This window comes from Ancylobacter sp. VNQ12 (assembly GCF_049445835.1).
In the GTDB taxonomy this organism is placed as follows: domain Bacteria; phylum Pseudomonadota; class Alphaproteobacteria; order Rhizobiales; family Xanthobacteraceae; genus Ancylobacter.
Genome location: NZ_JBMSDU010000007.1, coordinates 169,266 through 186,859, shown reverse-complemented (window position 1 = coordinate 186,859; position 17,594 = coordinate 169,266). Strand labels below are relative to the sequence as shown.

General features: G+C 68.9%; 15 protein-coding genes. 10 read left to right on the top strand and 5 right to left on the bottom strand.

The window, feature by feature from the left end; genetic code table 11:
* Positions 1 to 145: 145 nt before the first annotated feature.
* Positions 146 to 568: a VOC family protein gene (locus ACO2RV_RS12510; RefSeq protein WP_423293362.1), complete on the top strand. Its 423-nt coding sequence runs from the start codon at positions 146 to 148 to the stop codon at positions 566 to 568.
* 12 nt (positions 569 to 580) lie between these two features.
* Here ACO2RV_RS12510 and ACO2RV_RS12505 read toward each other — a convergent pair whose 3' ends face one another.
* Both ACO2RV_RS12505 and ACO2RV_RS12500 read right to left on the bottom strand, forming a co-directional pair.
* Positions 581 to 2,062, bottom strand: coding sequence for a diguanylate cyclase domain-containing protein (locus tag ACO2RV_RS12505; RefSeq protein ID WP_423293360.1), 1,482 nt, complete (start codon positions 2,060 to 2,062; stop codon positions 581 to 583).
* Between the two features lie 273 nt (positions 2,063 to 2,335).
* Positions 2,336 to 3,622 (bottom strand): Hsp70 family protein, encoded by a 1,287-nt coding sequence (locus tag ACO2RV_RS12500; protein WP_423293358.1) that lies wholly within the window; start codon positions 3,620 to 3,622, stop codon positions 2,336 to 2,338.
* 287 nt (positions 3,623 to 3,909) lie between these two features.
* On the opposite strand from ACO2RV_RS12500, the gene ACO2RV_RS12495 reads away from it, so the two are divergent.
* Complete coding sequence (locus ACO2RV_RS12495; protein WP_423293356.1) at positions 3,910 to 4,608, top strand: exopolysaccharide biosynthesis protein; 699 nt, start codon at positions 3,910 to 3,912, stop codon at positions 4,606 to 4,608.
* Positions 4,609 to 4,641: 33 nt separating this feature from the next.
* Here the strand turns inward: ACO2RV_RS12495 and ACO2RV_RS12490 are convergent, their stop codons facing one another.
* Positions 4,642 to 4,857: a hypothetical protein gene (locus ACO2RV_RS12490; protein ID WP_423293354.1), complete on the bottom strand. Its 216-nt coding sequence runs from the start codon at positions 4,855 to 4,857 to the stop codon at positions 4,642 to 4,644.
* Between the two features lie 277 nt (positions 4,858 to 5,134).
* On the opposite strand from ACO2RV_RS12490, the gene ACO2RV_RS12485 reads away from it, so the two are divergent.
* Complete coding sequence (locus ACO2RV_RS12485; RefSeq protein ID WP_423293352.1) at positions 5,135 to 5,545, top strand: DUF983 domain-containing protein; 411 nt, start codon at positions 5,135 to 5,137, stop codon at positions 5,543 to 5,545.
* Here the strand turns inward: ACO2RV_RS12485 and ACO2RV_RS12480 are convergent.
* Positions 5,528 to 6,364 carry a ChbG/HpnK family deacetylase gene (locus tag ACO2RV_RS12480; RefSeq protein ID WP_423293440.1) on the bottom strand — a complete coding sequence of 279 codons (837 nt, stop codon included), beginning with the start codon at positions 6,362 to 6,364 and terminating at the stop codon, positions 5,528 to 5,530. The genes ACO2RV_RS12485 and ACO2RV_RS12480 overlap by 18 nt on opposite strands.
* A gap of 211 nt (positions 6,365 to 6,575) precedes the next feature.
* On the opposite strand from ACO2RV_RS12480, the gene ACO2RV_RS12475 reads away from it, so the two are divergent.
* The 7 genes from ACO2RV_RS12475 to ACO2RV_RS12445 all read left to right on the top strand — a co-directional run bounded on the left by ACO2RV_RS12475 (position 6,576) and on the right by ACO2RV_RS12445 (position 16,013).
* Entirely contained in the window at positions 6,576 to 7,592 is a 1,017-nt protein-coding gene (locus ACO2RV_RS12475) for a glycosyltransferase family 2 protein (protein ID WP_423293350.1), read from the top strand.
* On the top strand, positions 7,589 to 9,364 hold the full coding sequence (locus tag ACO2RV_RS12470; protein ID WP_423293347.1) for an ArnT family glycosyltransferase: 1,776 nt from the start codon (positions 7,589 to 7,591) through the stop codon (positions 9,362 to 9,364). Before ACO2RV_RS12475 ends, ACO2RV_RS12470 begins: the two co-directional genes overlap by 4 nt.
* 36 nt (positions 9,365 to 9,400) lie before the next feature.
* A complete protein-coding gene (locus tag ACO2RV_RS12465) occupies positions 9,401 to 9,856 on the top strand; it encodes a GtrA family protein (RefSeq protein WP_423293345.1) in 456 nt (151 codons plus the stop codon).
* An 82-nt stretch (positions 9,857 to 9,938) separates the two neighbouring features.
* Positions 9,939 to 10,784 carry an ImuA family protein gene (locus tag ACO2RV_RS12460; RefSeq protein WP_423293343.1) on the top strand — a complete coding sequence of 282 codons (846 nt, stop codon included), beginning with the start codon at positions 9,939 to 9,941 and terminating at the stop codon, positions 10,782 to 10,784.
* A gap of 52 nt (positions 10,785 to 10,836) precedes the next feature.
* Entirely contained in the window at positions 10,837 to 12,282 is a 1,446-nt protein-coding gene (locus ACO2RV_RS12455; protein WP_423293438.1) for a Y-family DNA polymerase, read from the top strand.
* Between the two features lie 7 nt (positions 12,283 to 12,289).
* Positions 12,290 to 15,619, top strand: a complete 3,330-nt coding sequence (locus ACO2RV_RS12450) for an error-prone DNA polymerase (protein ID WP_423293341.1) — start codon at positions 12,290 to 12,292, stop codon at positions 15,617 to 15,619.
* 118 nt (positions 15,620 to 15,737) lie between these two features.
* Positions 15,738 to 16,013 (top strand): hypothetical protein, encoded by a 276-nt coding sequence (locus tag ACO2RV_RS12445; protein ID WP_423293339.1) that lies wholly within the window; start codon positions 15,738 to 15,740, stop codon positions 16,011 to 16,013.
* Between the two features lie 145 nt (positions 16,014 to 16,158).
* On the opposite strand, the gene ACO2RV_RS12440 is transcribed toward ACO2RV_RS12445, so the two are convergent.
* Positions 16,159 to 17,493, bottom strand: coding sequence for an NAD(P)H-dependent oxidoreductase (locus ACO2RV_RS12440; protein WP_423293337.1), 1,335 nt, complete (start codon positions 17,491 to 17,493; stop codon positions 16,159 to 16,161).
* Positions 17,494 to 17,594 lie beyond the last annotated feature (101 nt).

Below are 17,594 nucleotides of genomic sequence, written 5' to 3'. Positions count from 1 at the left end.
AACTGGAAGTCCATGTAATTCCGGCTGCACCGTTTACTGCGCATTCGCGCGGCTGTCGACCCTTGCTTGCGCGTTGCCGCCGTGCGGATGGAACATGCGCCGGTGCCGTGGCGAGGCCATGAGGCGAATCAATCGGGAGGCATCATTGTTCAGTCACATCATTCTCGGCGCGCGTGATCTCGGCCGGCTGACCGCCTTCTATGATGCGACGCTGGCCCCGCTGGGCCTCGTGCGGGTCGACGAGCCGGAGGATGGCGGTCCCTCGGGCGCGATGTGGGTGATGCCGGGCCGCCGCTGGCCGCAATTCTTCGTCCAGCTGCCGTGGAACGGCCTGCCGGCAACCTGGGGCAACGGCACGCAGGTGAGCTTTGCCGCGCCGAGCTCTGCGGCGGTGGACGCGGCGTGGGCCGCGGCGATCGCCCAGGGCGGCAGCGACGAGGGCGCGCCGGGACTGCGGCCACATTACGCACCGGACTATTACGGCGCCTATTGCCGCGACCCGGAAGGCAACAAGCTGTGCTTCGTTCACACCGGCGAGGTCGAGGCGCTCGCCGCAGCGGCGGTGTAAGCCGATTGCGGTTCAGCGGCCGCCGCGCTGCGGAGCGTCGTCGGCCCGGCGCTTGTTCTCGTACATCTCGAAATCGGCGCGCTTGACCACCTGCTCCAGCCGCTCGCCGGTGACGCTGGTCGCCATGCCCATGGAGACCGACAGCGTGCTCGCCGAATAGAACTGGTTGTTGAGGGCGATCAGCTTCTCGATGTTCTCCATCACCGCCAGCCCGGCGTCGGCGTCGGCGCCCGGCAGCAGCACGGCGAATTCGTCACCGCCGATGCGCGCGGCGCAGTTGGGCCGGTCGACCGCCTTGGCGAGGACCTCGCCGGCCCGGCGCAGCAGCGTGTCGCCGGCGGCGTGGCCGAGCTGGTCGTTGACGTGCTTCAGGCTGTTGAGGTCGACCATGATGATGGTGACGGGGAAGGGCCCCTTGCGCTCCAGCCGGTTCAGTTCGTCGACATAGAAGGAGCGGTTGTAGAGCTTGGTCAGCACGTCGTGCTTGCCGAGATATTCGAGATAGGCCTCGGCCTTCTTGCGTGCGGTGATGTCGGTCAGCGCCACCTGCACCAGCGACCAGTCGTGCTCGTGGCCGGGCAGCACCGAGAATTGCAGGTGGACGTGCAGTTCCTCGCCATTGAGCGTGTAGTTCACCACCTCGCGCTGGTGGAACAGCTTGCCGTTCCACAATTCGATCAGCTGCTCGCGGAAGTGGCGGTGCATGTCGTCGCGAAACACCGAACCGATATTGGCGATCAGCGCCGCCTTGCTCGGGGCGGCGAACATCTGCAGCGTGTGCTGGTTCACGTCGATCACGCGCACCTCGCTGATGCAGCGCTGGACGAATTCGGGATGGACGTCGGTAAAGACGCGCAGGTCCGAGATGCCGCGCAGGCGGATATCGTCGATGAGCTGCTTGACGCTGGAGAAGTCCTCGACCCAGAGCGAGACCGGCGAATGCTCGAACAGGCCGCTCGCATAGATTTCGGCCTGAGCGGCCTGGCGGCGGGCGGTCTCGCGCTCGGTGACGTCCTCGATCGACAGCAGGACCCTTCCGAGCGAGGCCTCGTAGCCCGGCAGCACGGCGCCCTTGAGCTGGATGTCGATACGCTGGCCGGAAAGCGAATAGTTCACCGTGTTGCTGACGAAGGTCGTGCGACCGCTCCACAGCTGGCAGAGCTCGTCGACGAAGGCCTTCAGCATGTCGGCGCGAAACACCTTGGGAAGGTTGGCGACCAGATGCTCGAGGCTCTCGGCCTCATAGAGGGCGAGCGTGCGACGGTTTACCTTGAGCACCCGGATGCGCTCGGAGCATTCCTGGATCTTTCCGGGATGAGCCTGAAGGAAATCGCGCAGCGAGGTCACACCCTGTTCGCGCCAGGAATCGAACAGGGTCCTCAGCCCGGTGTAGTCCTCCAGCCAAAGCGAGACAGGCGCCAGATCGAACATTTCCGCGTAGTCGCGGTGCTCGGTATCTGCCCCCATCGATGCTTCGTCGTGAAGATTGAGCATGTTTTCCAGCCGCTTCAGTTCGCCGCATGCCGATGCGGGTCTCCCCGAGTGATGCGGCTCAACGAGATCTACATATAGCGGATCACGTGTATTTTGTGGCGGGCGACGCTTCGTAGGTTGCAAACCGTGCCGTCTCGAACCGGCACGCGGCGAATAGGCTTAGACCGGACGGTCTGGAATAATACACCCGACCGTCGGTATCACCAGAGCCGACGATGCGCAGAAGAACGAAATTCGACGGAATTTCGAGCCATATTTCTCGTCACGGGCCGATCAGGTCGCCGCCGCTCGCTCGGACGGGGATTGGACGGTATCGCCGTAGCGTCGGGCGGCCTCGATCGCGAGGCCGGTGCCGACCGAGCCGAATGTGTCGCCCTCGACGACACGCGCGCCCGGCACCGCGGCGACGATGGCGGCGCGGACATGCTTGAGCCGGGTCGAGCCGCCGGTGAGGAACAGCGCGCCGATCCGGTCCGCGCTCAGCCCCGCCTGCGCCAGGCAGATGTCGACGCGGCGGGCGATGCGTTCGGCGAGGCTCGCCGTGTGCCCGACGAGTTCCTCCGGGGTGAGGCCGACCGAGAGCCCCGCCTCCAGCCAGCCCAGATCGACGCTGGCGCGGGGCGCGTCGGCAAGGGCGATCTTGGCGTCCTCCGCCTGCATGGCCAGCGTGTGGCCGCGCTGCTCCTCGATCACCCGGATCAGCCGCTCGACAAGGGCCGGGCTCGCCGCCTCGCGGCGCACCTCGTGGAGGTCGCGCACGGTCTTCGCGGTATAGAGCCGGTTGATGCTCGACCAGGTGGCGAGCTCGTGGAAATAGCCGCTCGGCACGTCGCGGCCCGGCCGCTTCATCGGGCTGCGATAGCCGAGCAGCGGCATCAGCGCGCCGAGATTGAGATGCCGGTCGAAATCGGTGCCGCCGATGCGCACGCCGTCATTGGCGAGAATGTCGCCGGCGCGGTCGGCCCTCACATGGCGGGCGGGACTGAGGCGGACGATGGAAAAATCCGAGGTGCCGCCGCCGATATCGGCGATCAGCGCGATTTCCTCGGCATGCACCTGCTGCTCATAGTCGAGCGCGGCGGCGATCGGCTCGAACTGGGTGGACACATCGCGGAAGCCGACGCGGCCGGCAATGGCGCGCAGCGCGTCCTCCGCCTTGGCGTTGGCCCCCGCGTCGTCATCGACAAAGAACACCGGCCGGCCCAGCACCACCTGGTCGAGCGCCGTGCCGGCATCCTGCTCGGCGCGGTGCTTCACGGCGCCGATGAAGTCGGCGATCACGTCGCGAAAGCCGATGGCGCGGCGGCCGATCTGCGTCTTCTCGTCGATCAGCGCGCTGCCGAGCACCGCCTTCAGGCTGCGCATCAGCCGCCCGTCCTCGCCGGCGACATAGCGTGCCATCGCCGCGCGGCCGATCGCGAAATGGCCCTGCCGGTCGTAGAACACGGCGCTCGGCACCGTGACCTTGCCGTCCTCCACCACGGCGAGCGCCGGCGCGCCCTGGCGCCAGATGCCGAGCGTGGTGTTGGACGTGCCGAAGTCGAGCCCGCAAAATGCCATGGGAGAATCCTGCACCGAAGGGGGAGCCTCGTTAACGGGTCGGGCGGGATTGTTCAATTGACGTCCGGTTGAGGACGCGCCACACCGGGACCATAAGAGGGAGAAAATGCCGTGACGCTGCACAACTGGACCATGAAGCACTCGATCGCCGTCGTGCTGATCACCCTGCTGGCGGTGGGAGCCTTCCTGTTCAGCTGGACGTGACGCCCGCGGCCTTTGGTCCGCGCGTCTGGCGAATGTCATGCGGACGGACTATCTGAACGGCGTCGGGCTCCTGATCGCGAGCCGTGTTCGGACTGGCCCGCAAGGAGCAGCGTTTCACCGTGCAGACTGATTTCCCCTCCGAGGAGAGCGCCGTCGGTACCGGGGCTGTCCCGCCGGACGAAGCGTCCCGGTTGTCGGAGATCCTGAACCAGATCGCCAGCGATCCCACCCGCGAGCGCATCGCGGTCGGCGATTTCCTGCGGGTCATGCGGGAGCGCGCCTTCGGGCCGCTGATGCTGATCTTCGCCCTGCCCAACGTGATTCCGACGCCGCCGGGCACCTCGACGGTGCTGGGTGCGCCGCTGGTCTTCCTGACCGCACAGCTCGCGCTGGGGCGCACGCCCTGGCTGCCGCCGCTGATTTCCCGCCGCTCCATCGCCCGCAAGGACTTCGCGGCCTTCGTCGCCAAGGCGACGCCGTGGCTGGCCAGGGCGGAGAAGCTGCTGCGTCCCCGGCTGGGCGTGCTGGCGCATCCGCCGGCGGAGAATCTCGTCGGGCTGATCTGCTTCGTGCTGGCGGTGGTGCTGATATTGCCGATCCCGCTCGGCAACATGCTGCCGGCGCTCGCCATCTGCGTCATGGCGCTCGGCATATTGGAGCGCGACGGCATCTGGACCGGGCTGGGCGCGCTCATCGCGCTCGCCTCGCTCGGCGTGGTGTGGGGCGTGGTCTGGGCCTTCGTGAAGGCCGGCCTCTTCCTGCTGCACCAGCTGATCGGCTAGCGGCCGGTCCGGCGCGGCGCCGGGGTGCCGCCCTCAGCCATAGGCGCGGGCATTCTCCAGCGCGCGGGCGAGCATGGAGAGGCATTCCTGCGCCTGCTCCTGGCCCGTCTCGTCGCCGTGCAGGCGCTGGGCGAGATCGCGCAGGTCGCGGATCGCCACGTCCACGGCCGTCAGAAGGTCGATGTCGAAGAGATCGGCGTCCGCTTCGGATGGCGCGGGTCGGGCGGGGAAGGGAATGACGTTACTCATTACCGGTACTCATGGTCGGAACAGCGCCGCTGGAAGCGAGAATCGCAAGTGTGTCGATGCCCGGAGATTGCCCGGAATTGGTTAACGCCATCTTCTCGCCACGTTCCGGCAGGCGCGCGCGACAAGATCCATTCATTGGTATAATTGAATGTAAATTGACTGCATTCATTTTAGCAACAATACCGTTGACATTGAATGGATCGCGGAGCATCTAGAACGCGACGGACGGGATGTGCCGCTTGGTGTTTCCTTGGCGCCCGACGTCGGGAGACGGGACATGGAACAGCGCGACTGGCCGAAGCTTTCCCCCTTTGAGTGTGGCATCAAGGGATGCTGCCCGCGCTGCGGGCAGGGGCGCCTGTTCGACGGATTCCTCAAGCTCGCGCCGCGCTGCGAGGTCTGCGGGCTGGATTATTCCTTCGCCGATCCGGCCGATGGCCCGGCCTTCTTCGTCATCTGCTTCGTCTGCGTGCCCTCGGTGCTGTTCGGCCTGTGGATCGAGGTGGCGTTCCAGGCGCCCTACTGGGTGCATCTGGTCACGACGCTGCCGGTCATGCTGCTGACCTGCATTCCACCGCTGCGGCCGCTCAAGGGGTGGCTGGTCGCCAGCCAGTTCTATTACAAGGCCGAGGAGGGCCGGCTGGTGAAGGCCGAGCCGCCGGCGGCGGGATCAGCCTCGCCGCGCTGACGCGCCGGCAATATCCCCGGTCTCGCGGAAGCGCGCCGGCCGCACGCCGGCCGCGATCAGATCCTCGCCGCAGCGCTCCGACGTGAAATAGGCCAGCTCCCGCTCGCGCGGTTCCAGCAGCGGATCGAGCCGGCGCAGTTCCTCGTCGACCGTGCCGGGATGGCAATGCACGAGGATGCGCGCACCCGGCCCCTGCAGGCTGGCGCGGAACACGTCTCCATAGGGCGGGTCCGGGGTGAAGCCGTAAAGCCCGCGAAAGCTGTCATTGCTGGCGAAGCCCGCCCGCCTGGCCGCCTGCGCGCTGCCGGCGGCCAGCGTGCCGACGATCATCGCCTTGCGCCAGCCGAGCCGGCGCCGGCGCGCCCAGGCGGCGGGCTCGGTGCAGTTGCGCACCCAGAGCGGGTGGCCGGAATAGCGCGCCGACAATTCGTCGAGCACGATGGCGCGAATGCCGGGCAGCGCATGCGCGTGCTGGTGGCCGTCGAGGAAATCCGGCGGCGCCCCCCACTGGTCCTCGAACGCATCGAGCTGGGCGCGCAATTCATCGCGGATGGCGGCGCGCGGCAGGCTTCCCGCCAGTGCGCGCAGGATGAGCGCGCCGATTTCCGGCAGGCGGCCGTCCTTTGCGAGGCCGCGCGCCGGCGACAGGGGGCGCTGTCCGGTCAAGGTGAAGTGCAGCCCGACATCCGCCGGATGGGATTTGATCAGCTGGCGGAAATCGCCCGCCCGGCGCCGCCAGGCGGGCAGGCCGGTCATGGCGCCGGTGGCCGAAAGCCGGCCGCGCGCGATCAGGCTCTCGATTGCATCGCAAATGCCCATGCTCAAGCCGTAATCATCGGCGCAAATTACTATGGCTTTCAGGTCATCATTCATGGGTATGTCGCGGCCAAACAAACATCACAATCCGAATATACGTGTTCGTGGACTTCGCAAGAGGTCAAAATCCTTTAAAGATTTGGGTGGCCGCCTGCCGTCACGGCAGGTATCAAGTAAAAGTAGCGACGACAACATGCCGAGCCTGTCCCGAGGAATGCCGCATCTCGTATCGGTGGTGGTGCCCGTGTATAACGAGGCCGCCTGCCTCGACGCTCTGCATGCGCGACTCGCTGCGGTGCTGGATCGCTATCCCGGCATGCAGCGGGAGTTCATTTTCGTCGACGATGGCAGCCGGGATGCCAGCTTCGATACACTGGTCGCGCTCGGCCGCCGCGACCCTTCGGTCAAGGCGCTGCGTTTCGCCCGCAATTTCGGCAAGGAATCGGCGATGGCCGCCGGCCTGCGCGCCGCGGTGGGCGATGTCGTCGTCCTGATGGATTCCGACCTCCAGCATCCGCCGGAGGTGATTCCGGAGATGATCGAGCGCTGGCAGCAGGGCGCGCAGATGGTGATCGCGGTGCGTCGCTCGCGCCAGACCGATCCGCTCGCCCGCCGGCTGTTCACCCGCGGCTTCTACCATTTCTTCCAGGCCCTCAGCGAGGTGGACATACCCGAAGGCGCCGGCGATTTCCGGCTGTTCGACCGGCGCGTGGTCGACGCCATCAACGCCCTGCCCGAGCGCAACCGCTTCATGAAGGGCATCACCAGCTGGGTCGGCTTCCGCCAGGAGGAGATCGAGTTCGAGGTGGCCGAGCGCGCCGGCGGCGTGTCCTCGTTCAACATGCTGCGGCTGCTGCGCTACGCGATTGACGGGCTGTCGTCCTTCTCCATGGTGCCGCTGCGCGTGTGGTCGTTCATCGGCGTCGTGCTCGCCTTGCTGTCCGGCGTCTACGGGCTCTACCTCATCGGCGAGGCGCTGTTCCTCGGCGTACGCACGCCGGGCTTTCCCACCATCATGGTCAGCATGCTGTTCGTCTCCGGCGTCCAGCTGATCAGCCTCGGGGTGATCGGCGAATATGTCGGGCGCATCTTCACCGAGGTGAAGCGTCGTCCGCTCTATCTCGTCGCCGACGAGGTGGGCTTCGCGCCGCCCGCCTCGCTGCCCGCGACCGCCACCCATGCCGACGGCCGGCATGTCCCCTCGCTCGTGCCGGATGGTTTCGCCTCGTGAGTTTCAATGCGTCGGAGTTCCCCGCGGCGGTCCGGGCCGCCCCTGCGGTTGCGCGCGTCTGGCGTTCGGCCGCGCTCACGCGCGTCGTCAGCCTCGCTTTGTTCGCGGCGGTGGCGGCCTGGATCGTGCTCACCTTCCGCGATTACGGCATCTCGAATGACGAGCTGGTGCAGCACACCTACGGCCAGCTGCTGCTCGCCTGGTATCGCAGCGGCTTCACCGACGACCAGGCGTTCCACTACATCAACCTCTATCTCTATGGCGGGCTGTTCGACCTGATCGCGGCCGGCTTCGAGCCTATCGTGCCGCTGCCGCTCTATGAGTGGCGCCATCTGCTTTCCGCCGGCTTCGGCTTTGCCGGCCTGATCGGCGTGTGGAAGCTCGCCAAGCTGCTCGGCGGCGAGAAGGCGGGCATCCTCGCGGTGCTGCTGCTGGCCTTCACCGGCATGTATGGCGGGGCGATGTTCACCCACACCAAGGACGTGCCCTTCGCGGCGGCGATGGTGTGGAGCCTTTATTTCACCACCGCGCTGGTGGCGCGGCTGCCCGAGGCCCCTGGCTGGCGGGTCAGCCTCGGGCTGGGCATCGCGGTGGGCAGCGCTCTCGGCCTTCGGGTCGGCGGCGTCTTCGCGGTGTTCTATCTTTTGGTGACGATCGGCGCGGGCATGCTGGTGTTCCGCGACTGGCGCCTGCCGCTGCGCGTGCTGCCCCGGCTGCTCGTCGCCGGCGTGGTCGCCTTCGCCATCATGGCGGCGACCTGGCCGTGGTCGGTGCTGCCGCCCACCAACCTGTTCAAGGCGATGGGCGCCTTCAACAATTTCGCCTTCGACCTGTCGACCATGCTCAATGGCGAAAAGCTGCCGATTGACCAGATCCCGCCGACCTACATGTCGGAATATCTGCTGATCAAGCTGCCGGAGGTGACGCTGTTCGGCCTCGTCGCGGCGCTGGTCATGCTGGGGGCCACCGGGGTGCGCCTGCTGCGCGAGCGGGCGATGGGCGAGGTGCTGGCGCTGCATCCGCGTCGGGTGATCGGCTTCCTGCCGCTCGCCCTCGCCATTGCGGTGCCGGTGGTGTTCACCCTGGCCGACGATCCCCCGCTCTATAACGGCATCCGCCACTTCCTGTTCGTGATCCCGCCGGTGACGGTGCTGGCGGCGCTCGGGCTGACGGCCGGCTGGCGCGCGCTCTGGTCGCGCTCGGCGGTGGCGGGCACGGGCTTCGCGGCGGTGATCGTGGCGCTGTTCGCGTTCAATGTCTCCACCTTCCTGCGGCTGCACCCTTACGAATATGTCGCCTATAACCAGCTCGTCGGCGGCACCACGGGCGCCTGGGGGCGCTTCGAGGGCGACTACTGGTCGACCAGCCTGCGCGAGGCGGCGCTGGACCTGCGCCACGGGCTCGACCATGAGGAGCGGATCGCGGCCTCGCACGCGCCGCCGCACCGCTACAAGGTGGCGGTGTGCGCGGAGGACGTGCAGGCTTCCACCTATCTCGGCCCCAATGTCGACGTGGTGGAGGACTGGGATGCGGCCGACTTCCTGCTGACCTCGACCAATATCGGCTGCGACAAGGCGGGGGGCATGCCCTATGCCACGGTCTCCCGGCTGGGCGTTGCGCTGGCCACGGTGACGGACCTGCGGGCCGGACACACGCCGGTGCGGCAGACGCTGCCGAGTGATGACGACGACGATCCCTTCACCCCCGAGCCGAACGCACCGGCGGTCTCGCTCCGGGATGCGGGCCCGCAGGTGGCGAAGGCAAAGCCCTGAGCCGGGATCGCCCGCGACAGGGATGACGGGAAACGGATGGTGGGCGCGGTGGACAGGTTGCAGGTCGAGGCCGGCACGACGCGGCCGGGCAGGCTGGTGGCGCGGCTGCGCCATATCCTGCTCTTCGCCGCGCTGGGCGGCATCGGCACCGCGGCGCATTACGCCGTGCTGATCGGCCTCGTCCAGACCGGCCTTGCCGGCCCGGTGCTCGGCACCACCGCCGGCTTTCTCGTCGGCGCCTTCGTGAACTACCAGTTCAGCCGTCATGTGGTGTTCCGTTCGTCGAAGCCGCATGGCGAGGCGATGACGAAATTCCTGCTCGTCGCCGGCATCGGCATGGTGCTGAACGCGGCGCTGATGGCGCTGCTCACCCATGTGCTGGCGGCCCCCTATCTGCCGGCGCAGATCCTCGTCACCGGCCTGCTGGTGCTCTGGCACTATGGCGGCAACGCGGTGTGGACCTTCCGCGAGAAGCGGCCCGACGCACGCTGAGCTTCTCCCGAATGGCGCTTGACTCTCGACGCGGAAAGAGTCGTTTTAGAAGGAACAAAACAGGAACGAACGCGAGCGCGTCATGGATCGACACCGCGATGTCGCCGCGCTTCGGCAGATGCTCGCCGGGCTGGAGGCGGAGCGCCTGCCGGACGTGGCCAACAGCTTTTCCCTGGGGGCCGGCGGGCCGGCGCAGGCGGGCGTCACCCTGCCGCGCGGCGCGCTGCACGAGGTGCAGGCGGCACGCGGTGCCGACCTGCCGGCAGCCACCGGTTTCGCCCTGGCGCTGGCGCTGCGGGCGGCGTCGGGCGAGCGCCCCATCCTCTGGGTCCGGCAGGACGCGGTGGAGGGCGAACTCGGCCGGCCCGAGGCGCTGGGCCTCGCCGCGCTGGGCTTCGACCCGGCGCGGCTGATCCTGGTGCGGGCACCCGACGCGAGCGAGGTGCTGCGCGCGGCGGGCGACGCGGTGCGCTGCGCCGGGCTCGGCGCGCTGATCATCGAGCCTTTCGGCGAGCCGAAGGCGCTCGACCTCACCGCCACGAGGCGGCTTTCCCTGCGGGCCGCCGATTCCGGCGTCACCGGCCTGCTGTTGCGCGCCACCATGCGCGAACTGCCGACGGCGGTCGCCACACGCTGGCGCGTGGCGCCGTCCGCCTCGGCGCCCTTGGAGGCCAACGCGCCCGGTGGACCGGCCTTCTGCGTCACCTTGCTGCGCCATCGCGGCGGCGAGGGCGCGCGGCCGGTGGAAGGGGGCAGCTGGAATCTGGAGTGGGATCATGAGGCATGTTCCTTCCGCGACCTCGTCGCGCTATCTCGCGCTGTGGTTTCCGTTCCTGCCGGCGGACCGGCTGGAGCGGGTGCGCCAGGCGCGGAGCAGAGGGAGGGCGAGCGGGAGGGCGTTCTCGTCGCGCTCCGCCGCGCCGGCTGAGGATGCGTCCGCCCACCCGCTCGCCCCCGCTCCGCTCGTCTTCACCGAGAAGGTGAAGGGCGCGCTGCGTCTCGCCGCCGTCGACCGGGCGGCGCGCCGGCACGGCCTCGTGCCCGGCCTGACGCTGGCGGATGCCCGCGCGCGCATTCCCGACCTCGCCGTGGTCGAGCACGATCCCGCCGCCGATGCCGCCTTCTTCGAGAAGGTCGCGGATGATTGCGACCGCTGGACCCCGCTGGTCGCGCTCGATGCGGCGGACGGGTTGATGCTCGACATCACCGGCTGCGCGCATCTGTTCGGTGGCGAGGCGGCGATGCGTGCGCGGCTTCTCGCCCATTTGCAGCGCCACGGGCTCGGCGCCGTCGGCGTCATCGCCGGCACGCCGGATGCCGCGCGGGCGCTGGCACGGGCAGGCAAGGCAAGCGCGGGCGAGGGGGGCGCGGGCGAGGGGGGCGTGGTCGCGCCGGGCGGCGAGGCGCGCGCGGTCGCGGGGCTGCCCATCGCCCTCCTCGGCATAAGCGAGGAGGCGGCGACCGGCCTCTCCCGCGCCGGGCTGAGGACCATTGGCGATCTCGCCACCCGGCCCGGCACGCCGCTCGCTGCGCGTTTCGGCGAGGATCTGCTGGCGCGGCTGCGCCGCGTGCGGGGCGAGGAGGATATCCGCCTGGTGCCGCGCCGGCCGCTGCCGGCGGCGATCGCCGAGCGCCGCTTCGCCGAGCCGATCGCCCGTGCGCAGGACATCGAGGCGACGCTCGCTTTGCTGGTCGACGATCTCGCTTTGATGCTGGAGGCGCGCGGGGAGGGCGGGCGCGCCTTCGAGGCGTCGTTCTTCCGTGCCGACGGGGCGGTGCGGCGGCTGAAGGTCGAGACCGCGCGCCCCTCGCGCGACCACGCCGCGCTGGCCCGGCTGTGGCGGGAGAAGATCGACGCGCTGGCCGACCCCATCGACCCCGGCTTCGGCTTCGACCTGGTGCGCCTCGCCGTGCTGCGCGCCGAGCCGCTCACCCCGGCGCAGGTGAGCCTCGACGGGCGCGCCATCGAGGAAGAGGAGGTCGCGGCGCTGATCGACCGGCTCGCCGTGCGGCTGGGGCGCGAGCGGGTGCTGCGCTTCCTGCTGCGCGACACCCATGACCCGAGCCGGGCGAGCGCGCTGGTGCCCACGGCCGATCTGCCGGCATCGCCGCCCGCCCCGCCGGCGGACGGGCTGCCGCGCCCCCTGACGATGTTCGAGCCGCCGCAGCCGGTCGAGGCGCTGGCCGAGGTGCCGGACGGCCCGCCGCTGCGCTTCCGCTGGCGCCGCGTGGTGCATGAGGTCGCCCGCGCCGAGGGGCCCGAGCGCATCGCCCCGGAATGGTGGCGCCAGCCGGAGGGTGTCCCCACCCGCGACTATTATCGGGTGGAGAACCGTGAGGGCCGCCGCTTCTGGCTGTTCCGCGCCGGACTCTATGGCCGCGAGAGCGGCGAGCCGCGCTGGTTCCTGCACGGGCTGTTCCCGTGAGCCGCCCATGAGCACCCCCTTCTTCGCGGACATGGTCACGGCGACCCATTTCTCCTTCCTGCGCGGCGCGTCGACGGCGGCGGATCTGGTGGCGCAGGCGATGGCGCTCGGCCATGCCGGCATCGGCATCGCCGACCGCAACACGGTGGCCGGGGTGGTGCGCGCCTATGCAGCGCTGAAGGAGGCGCGGGAGGCGCATCGGCAGGCGCTCGCGGACCCGACGGCGACGCTGCCCTTCACCCTCGCGGTCGGCGCGCGCCTCGTCTTCGCCGACGGCACGCCGGACATCGTCGCCCATGCGCAGACGCGCGCAGGCTGGGGCCGGCTCTGCCGCCTGCTCACTGTCGGAAATCTGCGCGGCGCCAAGGGCCAGTGCATCCTGAAGCTAGATGACCTGCTGGCGGACGCCGGCGGTCTCTCGCTCATCCTTCTTCCCCCCGATGATTTGCCGGCAAAGCAGATAGCGGACCTGAGCCGCTTTCTCGGCCCGCTGCACGAGGCGGCGCCCGGCGCGCTCTGGCTCGGCGCCCGGATGGGCCGCCGGGGTGACGACCGCCGCCGGCTCGCCGCGCTGACATCGCTGGCGGCGAAGGCCGGCGTGCCGCTCCTCGCCAGCAATGACGTGCTCTATCACCACCCCGACGCGCGCGACTTGCAGGACGTGCTCACCTGCATCCGCGAGGGCACGACCATCGAGGCGGCGGGGCGCCTGCTGGAGGCCAATGCCGAGCGCCATCTGAAGCCGCCGGCCGAGATGGCGCGCCTGTTCCGCGACGCGCCGGAGGCGGTGGCGGAGACCCGCGATTTCCTCGCCCGCATCGATTTCTCGCTCGGGGAACTGAAATACGAATATCCCGAGGAGCCGGTGCCGCCCGGCTACACGCCGCAGCGCCGGCTGGAGGAACTCGTCGCGCAGCGCTCGGTTGTCCGCTATCCCGACGGCGTGCCCGACAAGGTGGCGGCGCAGCTGCGGACGGAACTCGCCCTCATCGACGAGCTCGGCTACGCCTCCTATTTCCTCACCATTCGCGACATCGTCGAATTCGCCGAGAAGGAGCGCATCCTGTGTCAGGGGCGCGGCTCGGCGGCCAATTCCGCCGTCTGCTACGTGCTCGGCATCACCGCTGTCGATCCATTCGAGAGCGAGCTTCTGTTCGAGCGTTTCCTTTCGAAGGAGCGGAAGGAGCCGCCCGACATCGACGTCGATTTCGAGCATGAGCGGCGCGAGGAGGTGATGCAGTATATCTATGCGCGCTATGGCCGGCACCGCGCCGGTATCGTCGCCACCGTCATCTCCTATCGCCCGCGCAGCGCCATGCGCGATGTCGGCAAGGCGCTCGGCCTCACCGAGGACGTCACCGCGCGTCTCGCCGGCACGGTGTGGGGCAGCTGGGGCAACGAGATCAAGGAGAGCCAGGCGCGCGAGGCGGGGCTCGACCCGTCGAACCCGATGGTCGCCCGCGCCATCCATTTCGCCGCGCGCCTGCTCGGCTTTCCGCGCCATCTCTCCCAGCATGTCGGCGGCTTCGTGCTGACGCAGCAGCGGCTCGACGAGACGGTGCCGATCGGCAATGCGGCGATGGAGAAGCGCACCTTCATCGAATGGGACAAGGACGACATCGATACGCTCGGCCTCCTGAAGGTCGACGTGCTGGCGCTCGGCATGCTCACCTGCATCCGCAGATCGCTCGACCTGATCAAGCAGCATGAAGGGGAAGATTGGGGCCTCGCGGACGTGCCGAAGGAGCGGCCGGACGTCTACGACATGCTGTGCCGGGGCGATTCCATCGGCGTGTTCCAGGTGGAAAGCCGGGCACAGATGAACATGCTGCCGCGCCTGAAGCCGCGCGAGCTTTACGACCTCACCATTCAGGTCGCCATCGTTCGGCCCGGCCCGATCCAGGGCAATATGGTGCATCCCTATCTGCGCCGGCGCGAGGGCAGCGAGAAGGTCATCTACCCCTCGCCCGGTCCCGGCTATCCGCAGGACGAATTATACGCCGTGCTGGAGCGGACCAAAGGCGTGCCGCTGTTCCAGGAACAGGCGATGAAGCTCGCCATGGTCGCCGCCGAGTTCACGTCGGACGAAGCCAACAAACTGCGCCGCGCCATGGCGACGTTCCGCAATCTCGGCACCATCGGCGAATTCAAGGACAAGCTGATCAATGGCATGACCCGGCGCGGCTATGAGCGCGCCTTCGCCGAGCGCTGCTTCGAGCAGATCAAGGGCTTTGGCGAGTATGGCTTCCCCGAAAGCCATGCGGCGTCCTTCGCCAAGCTGGTCTACATCTCCGCCTTCATCAAATGCCGCTACCCCGCCATCTTCGCCGCGGCGCTGCTCAACTCCCAGCCCATGGGCTTCTACGCCCCGGCGCAGATCGTGCGCGATGCGAGCGAGCACGGCGTCGAAATCCGCCCCGTCGACGTCAATTACAGCCATCACGACAATACGCTGGAGCGCGATGCGCCCGGCCAGCCGCTGGCGCTGCGGCTGGGCTTGCGTCAGCTCGACGGGTTCGGCGAGGCGTGGTCGGAACAGCTCGACGCGGCGCGGGCGGGCGGCTTCCTCGCCGATATCGAGACGCTTTCCCGCCGCTCCCGCCTGCCGGTGGCGGCGCTGCGCAAACTGGCGGATGCCGATGCCTTCGGCTCGATGGGGCTCGACCGGCGGGAAGCCGCCTGGGCGGTGCGCCGGCTGCCGGACGACGTGCCGCTGCCGCTGTTCGCTGCCGCCGATGCGCGCGAACTCGGCACGGATCTCGACGCGCATCTGCCGCTCATGCCGCTGCCCGAGCAGATCGCGGTCGATTACCAGACGACACGCCTGTCGCTGAAGGGCCACCCCATGGGCATGCTGCGGCAGGTGTTTTCGCGCGAGGGCGTGCTGTCGAGCGCCGGTGTCGCGGGCGCGCGCGACGGGGCTTACGTGCGCGCCGCCGGCATCGTGCTGGTGCGCCAGCGGCCGGGCAAGGGCAACGCCATCTTCATGACGCTGGAGGACGAGGCCGGCATCGTCAACGTGCTGCTGTGGGCGCGGCAGTTCGAGCGCTACCGCGCGCAAGTGATGGGCGCGCGCCTCGTCGTGGTGGAAGGGCGGGTGCAGAAGAGCAAGGACGGCGTCGTGCATGTCATGGGTGAGCGGGTGTTCGACCGCTCCACTGAGCTGGCCCGCCTGTTCGAGGACCCCCGGCACCTGCCGCGTCCGCAGGTCGACCCCGGCGAGGACGAGCGGGTGCGCGATAAACCGGGGGAGGGGCATCTGCTGGCCGGACGCCGCTCCGGCCACGGCCATCCGCGCCAGCTGCGCATCCTGCCGAAGTCGCGCGACTTCCATTGAGCGCGGAGTGTCGCGCAGGTGGTGTCCCGCACGGTCTGTCGCGCGCGCCGCAATCGGTGCTAGATCGAGGCTGACACGGCGCCCGCGCGCGCCAGATCCGCCTCAAGAGGAGACCAGCATGGCCGGCCGTTTCGACGATTGGGACAAGGACGACAAGGGTCATCTCAAGGTGTGGCCGATGCAGGCCTTCACCACCGCGCTGTTCGGCACCGAGAAAGTGGGCCTGCGCATCGAGATCGGCACGCAGGCGCCCAAGCCCGGCGAGCCGGTGCCCGCGCTCCAGCTGGTGCTCGATCCCGCGCAGGTGCGCCAGCTCGCCGACGCGCTGGCCGAGGCCGAGGCGCGCCTCGCCAATGCGCATTTCGCCGCGCTCGGCCAGCCGGGCAATGGCTGAGCGGGCCTCCTCCGTCGCCGTCATCCCGGCCGGAGCGTCGCGCAGAGCGGGCCTCGTTGGAAATTGGCAAGAGCGATCCCGGATCGGCCTTACGGCCGTCCGGGATGACGTCCTTCGAGAAATCCGGCGACCGAGAGACGTCCGCTCACGCCGCCAGATACTGCGCGTCGGCCTGGTCGAGCCGGCGGCGGATCTGGGTGACGATGAGCTGGTCGTCCGGCTGGCAGTTGTCATAGGTCAGCCGCTCGCCGGCCTTGACCGGCTTCAGCACCCGCGCCCTTTCGGCGATGCCGAGCGGCAGGGCGAAGCTGTCGCGGGCCTCGCGCCAGGCCATGGTGAAGCCGCGATAGTCGTACTCGCCGATCTTGCCGAGCACGTCGCCGGGATTGAGGTTGCGCTTGGCCACCGCCGTGCACTCGGCGACCGGGTGGTCCAGCACTTCCATGTCCGGCGTGCCGTGCAGCACGGCGCGCACCGCCGACAGCGGCACTTCGAGGCTGGTGAGGTGATAGGGGCGGATCAGCGCGAAGCAGGGGCCGGGGCCGACCTTGAGGTCGATCATGCGCTCCATCACGCGCGGATGGCGCGGCTTGACGATGCAGAACACGCCGGGCGCCACGCCCTTGCCGAGGGTGAAGTCGACCACGCCGGTGCGCGAGAGGATGCCGCCATCCTCGCGGGTGCACAGCACCTGCGCCAGCACGTCGCGGTCGGCGTGCGGCCCGTGCATGCCCGGCACATCCGGCACCAGGCCGGTGGCATTGGCCAGCGCGGTCATCTCGACCATGGTCTTCGAGCCGTCGACGAACTCGACCAGCATGCGCGGATTCATGTTGCGTGCCTTCGCCTCTTCCTCGAACTCGTCGGGAATGGCGTCGGGCTTGAAGGCGTTGTTCTTGGCCTTGCCGGCGCAGACGATCTCGAAGCCGAGCGACTGGGCAAAGCCGATCAGTTCCACCGTCGCGGCGGGCTCGTCGCCGGCGGCGCCGGTCAGCACCACGCCGGCGGCGCGCGCCTCCTGCTTCAGGAAACGGCCGATGGTGATGTCGGCCTCGACGCTGAGCAGCACCACATGCTTGCCGTTGTGGATCGCCTCCAGCGAGACCAGCGTGCCGATGTTCGGGCTGCCGGTGGCGTCGATCACCACGTCGATATGTCCGGCCGCGCACATGGCACGGTAGTCGTCGGTGATGACGAAATGGCCGGCCTCGATGGCGCGGTCGATCTGGCTGCTGGTCGAGACGGAAACGATGTCCTCGCGCCGGTGGCCGGCCATCAGCGCGGCGTCGATCGCGGTCTGGGCGTTGAGCTCGACCACGGCGCCGATGCGCACGCCCGGCATCAGCGCGGCCTGCACGATGAGATCGGTGCCCATCTGCCCCGCACCGGCGAGACCGATGGTGATGGGGCCATGCGTCTCGACGCGGCGCGCCAGTTCGGCGGCGATGCCGGAGCGGACAATCCCGTTCTGGACGAACATCAGCGAAAATCCTTCCCCCGCAGGACGCGGCGGGTGCGTTCACCCTGCCTCACCTTTCGGTACTCAACAATTCGGCCGCGCACAAATGTTCCGTGCGAAAC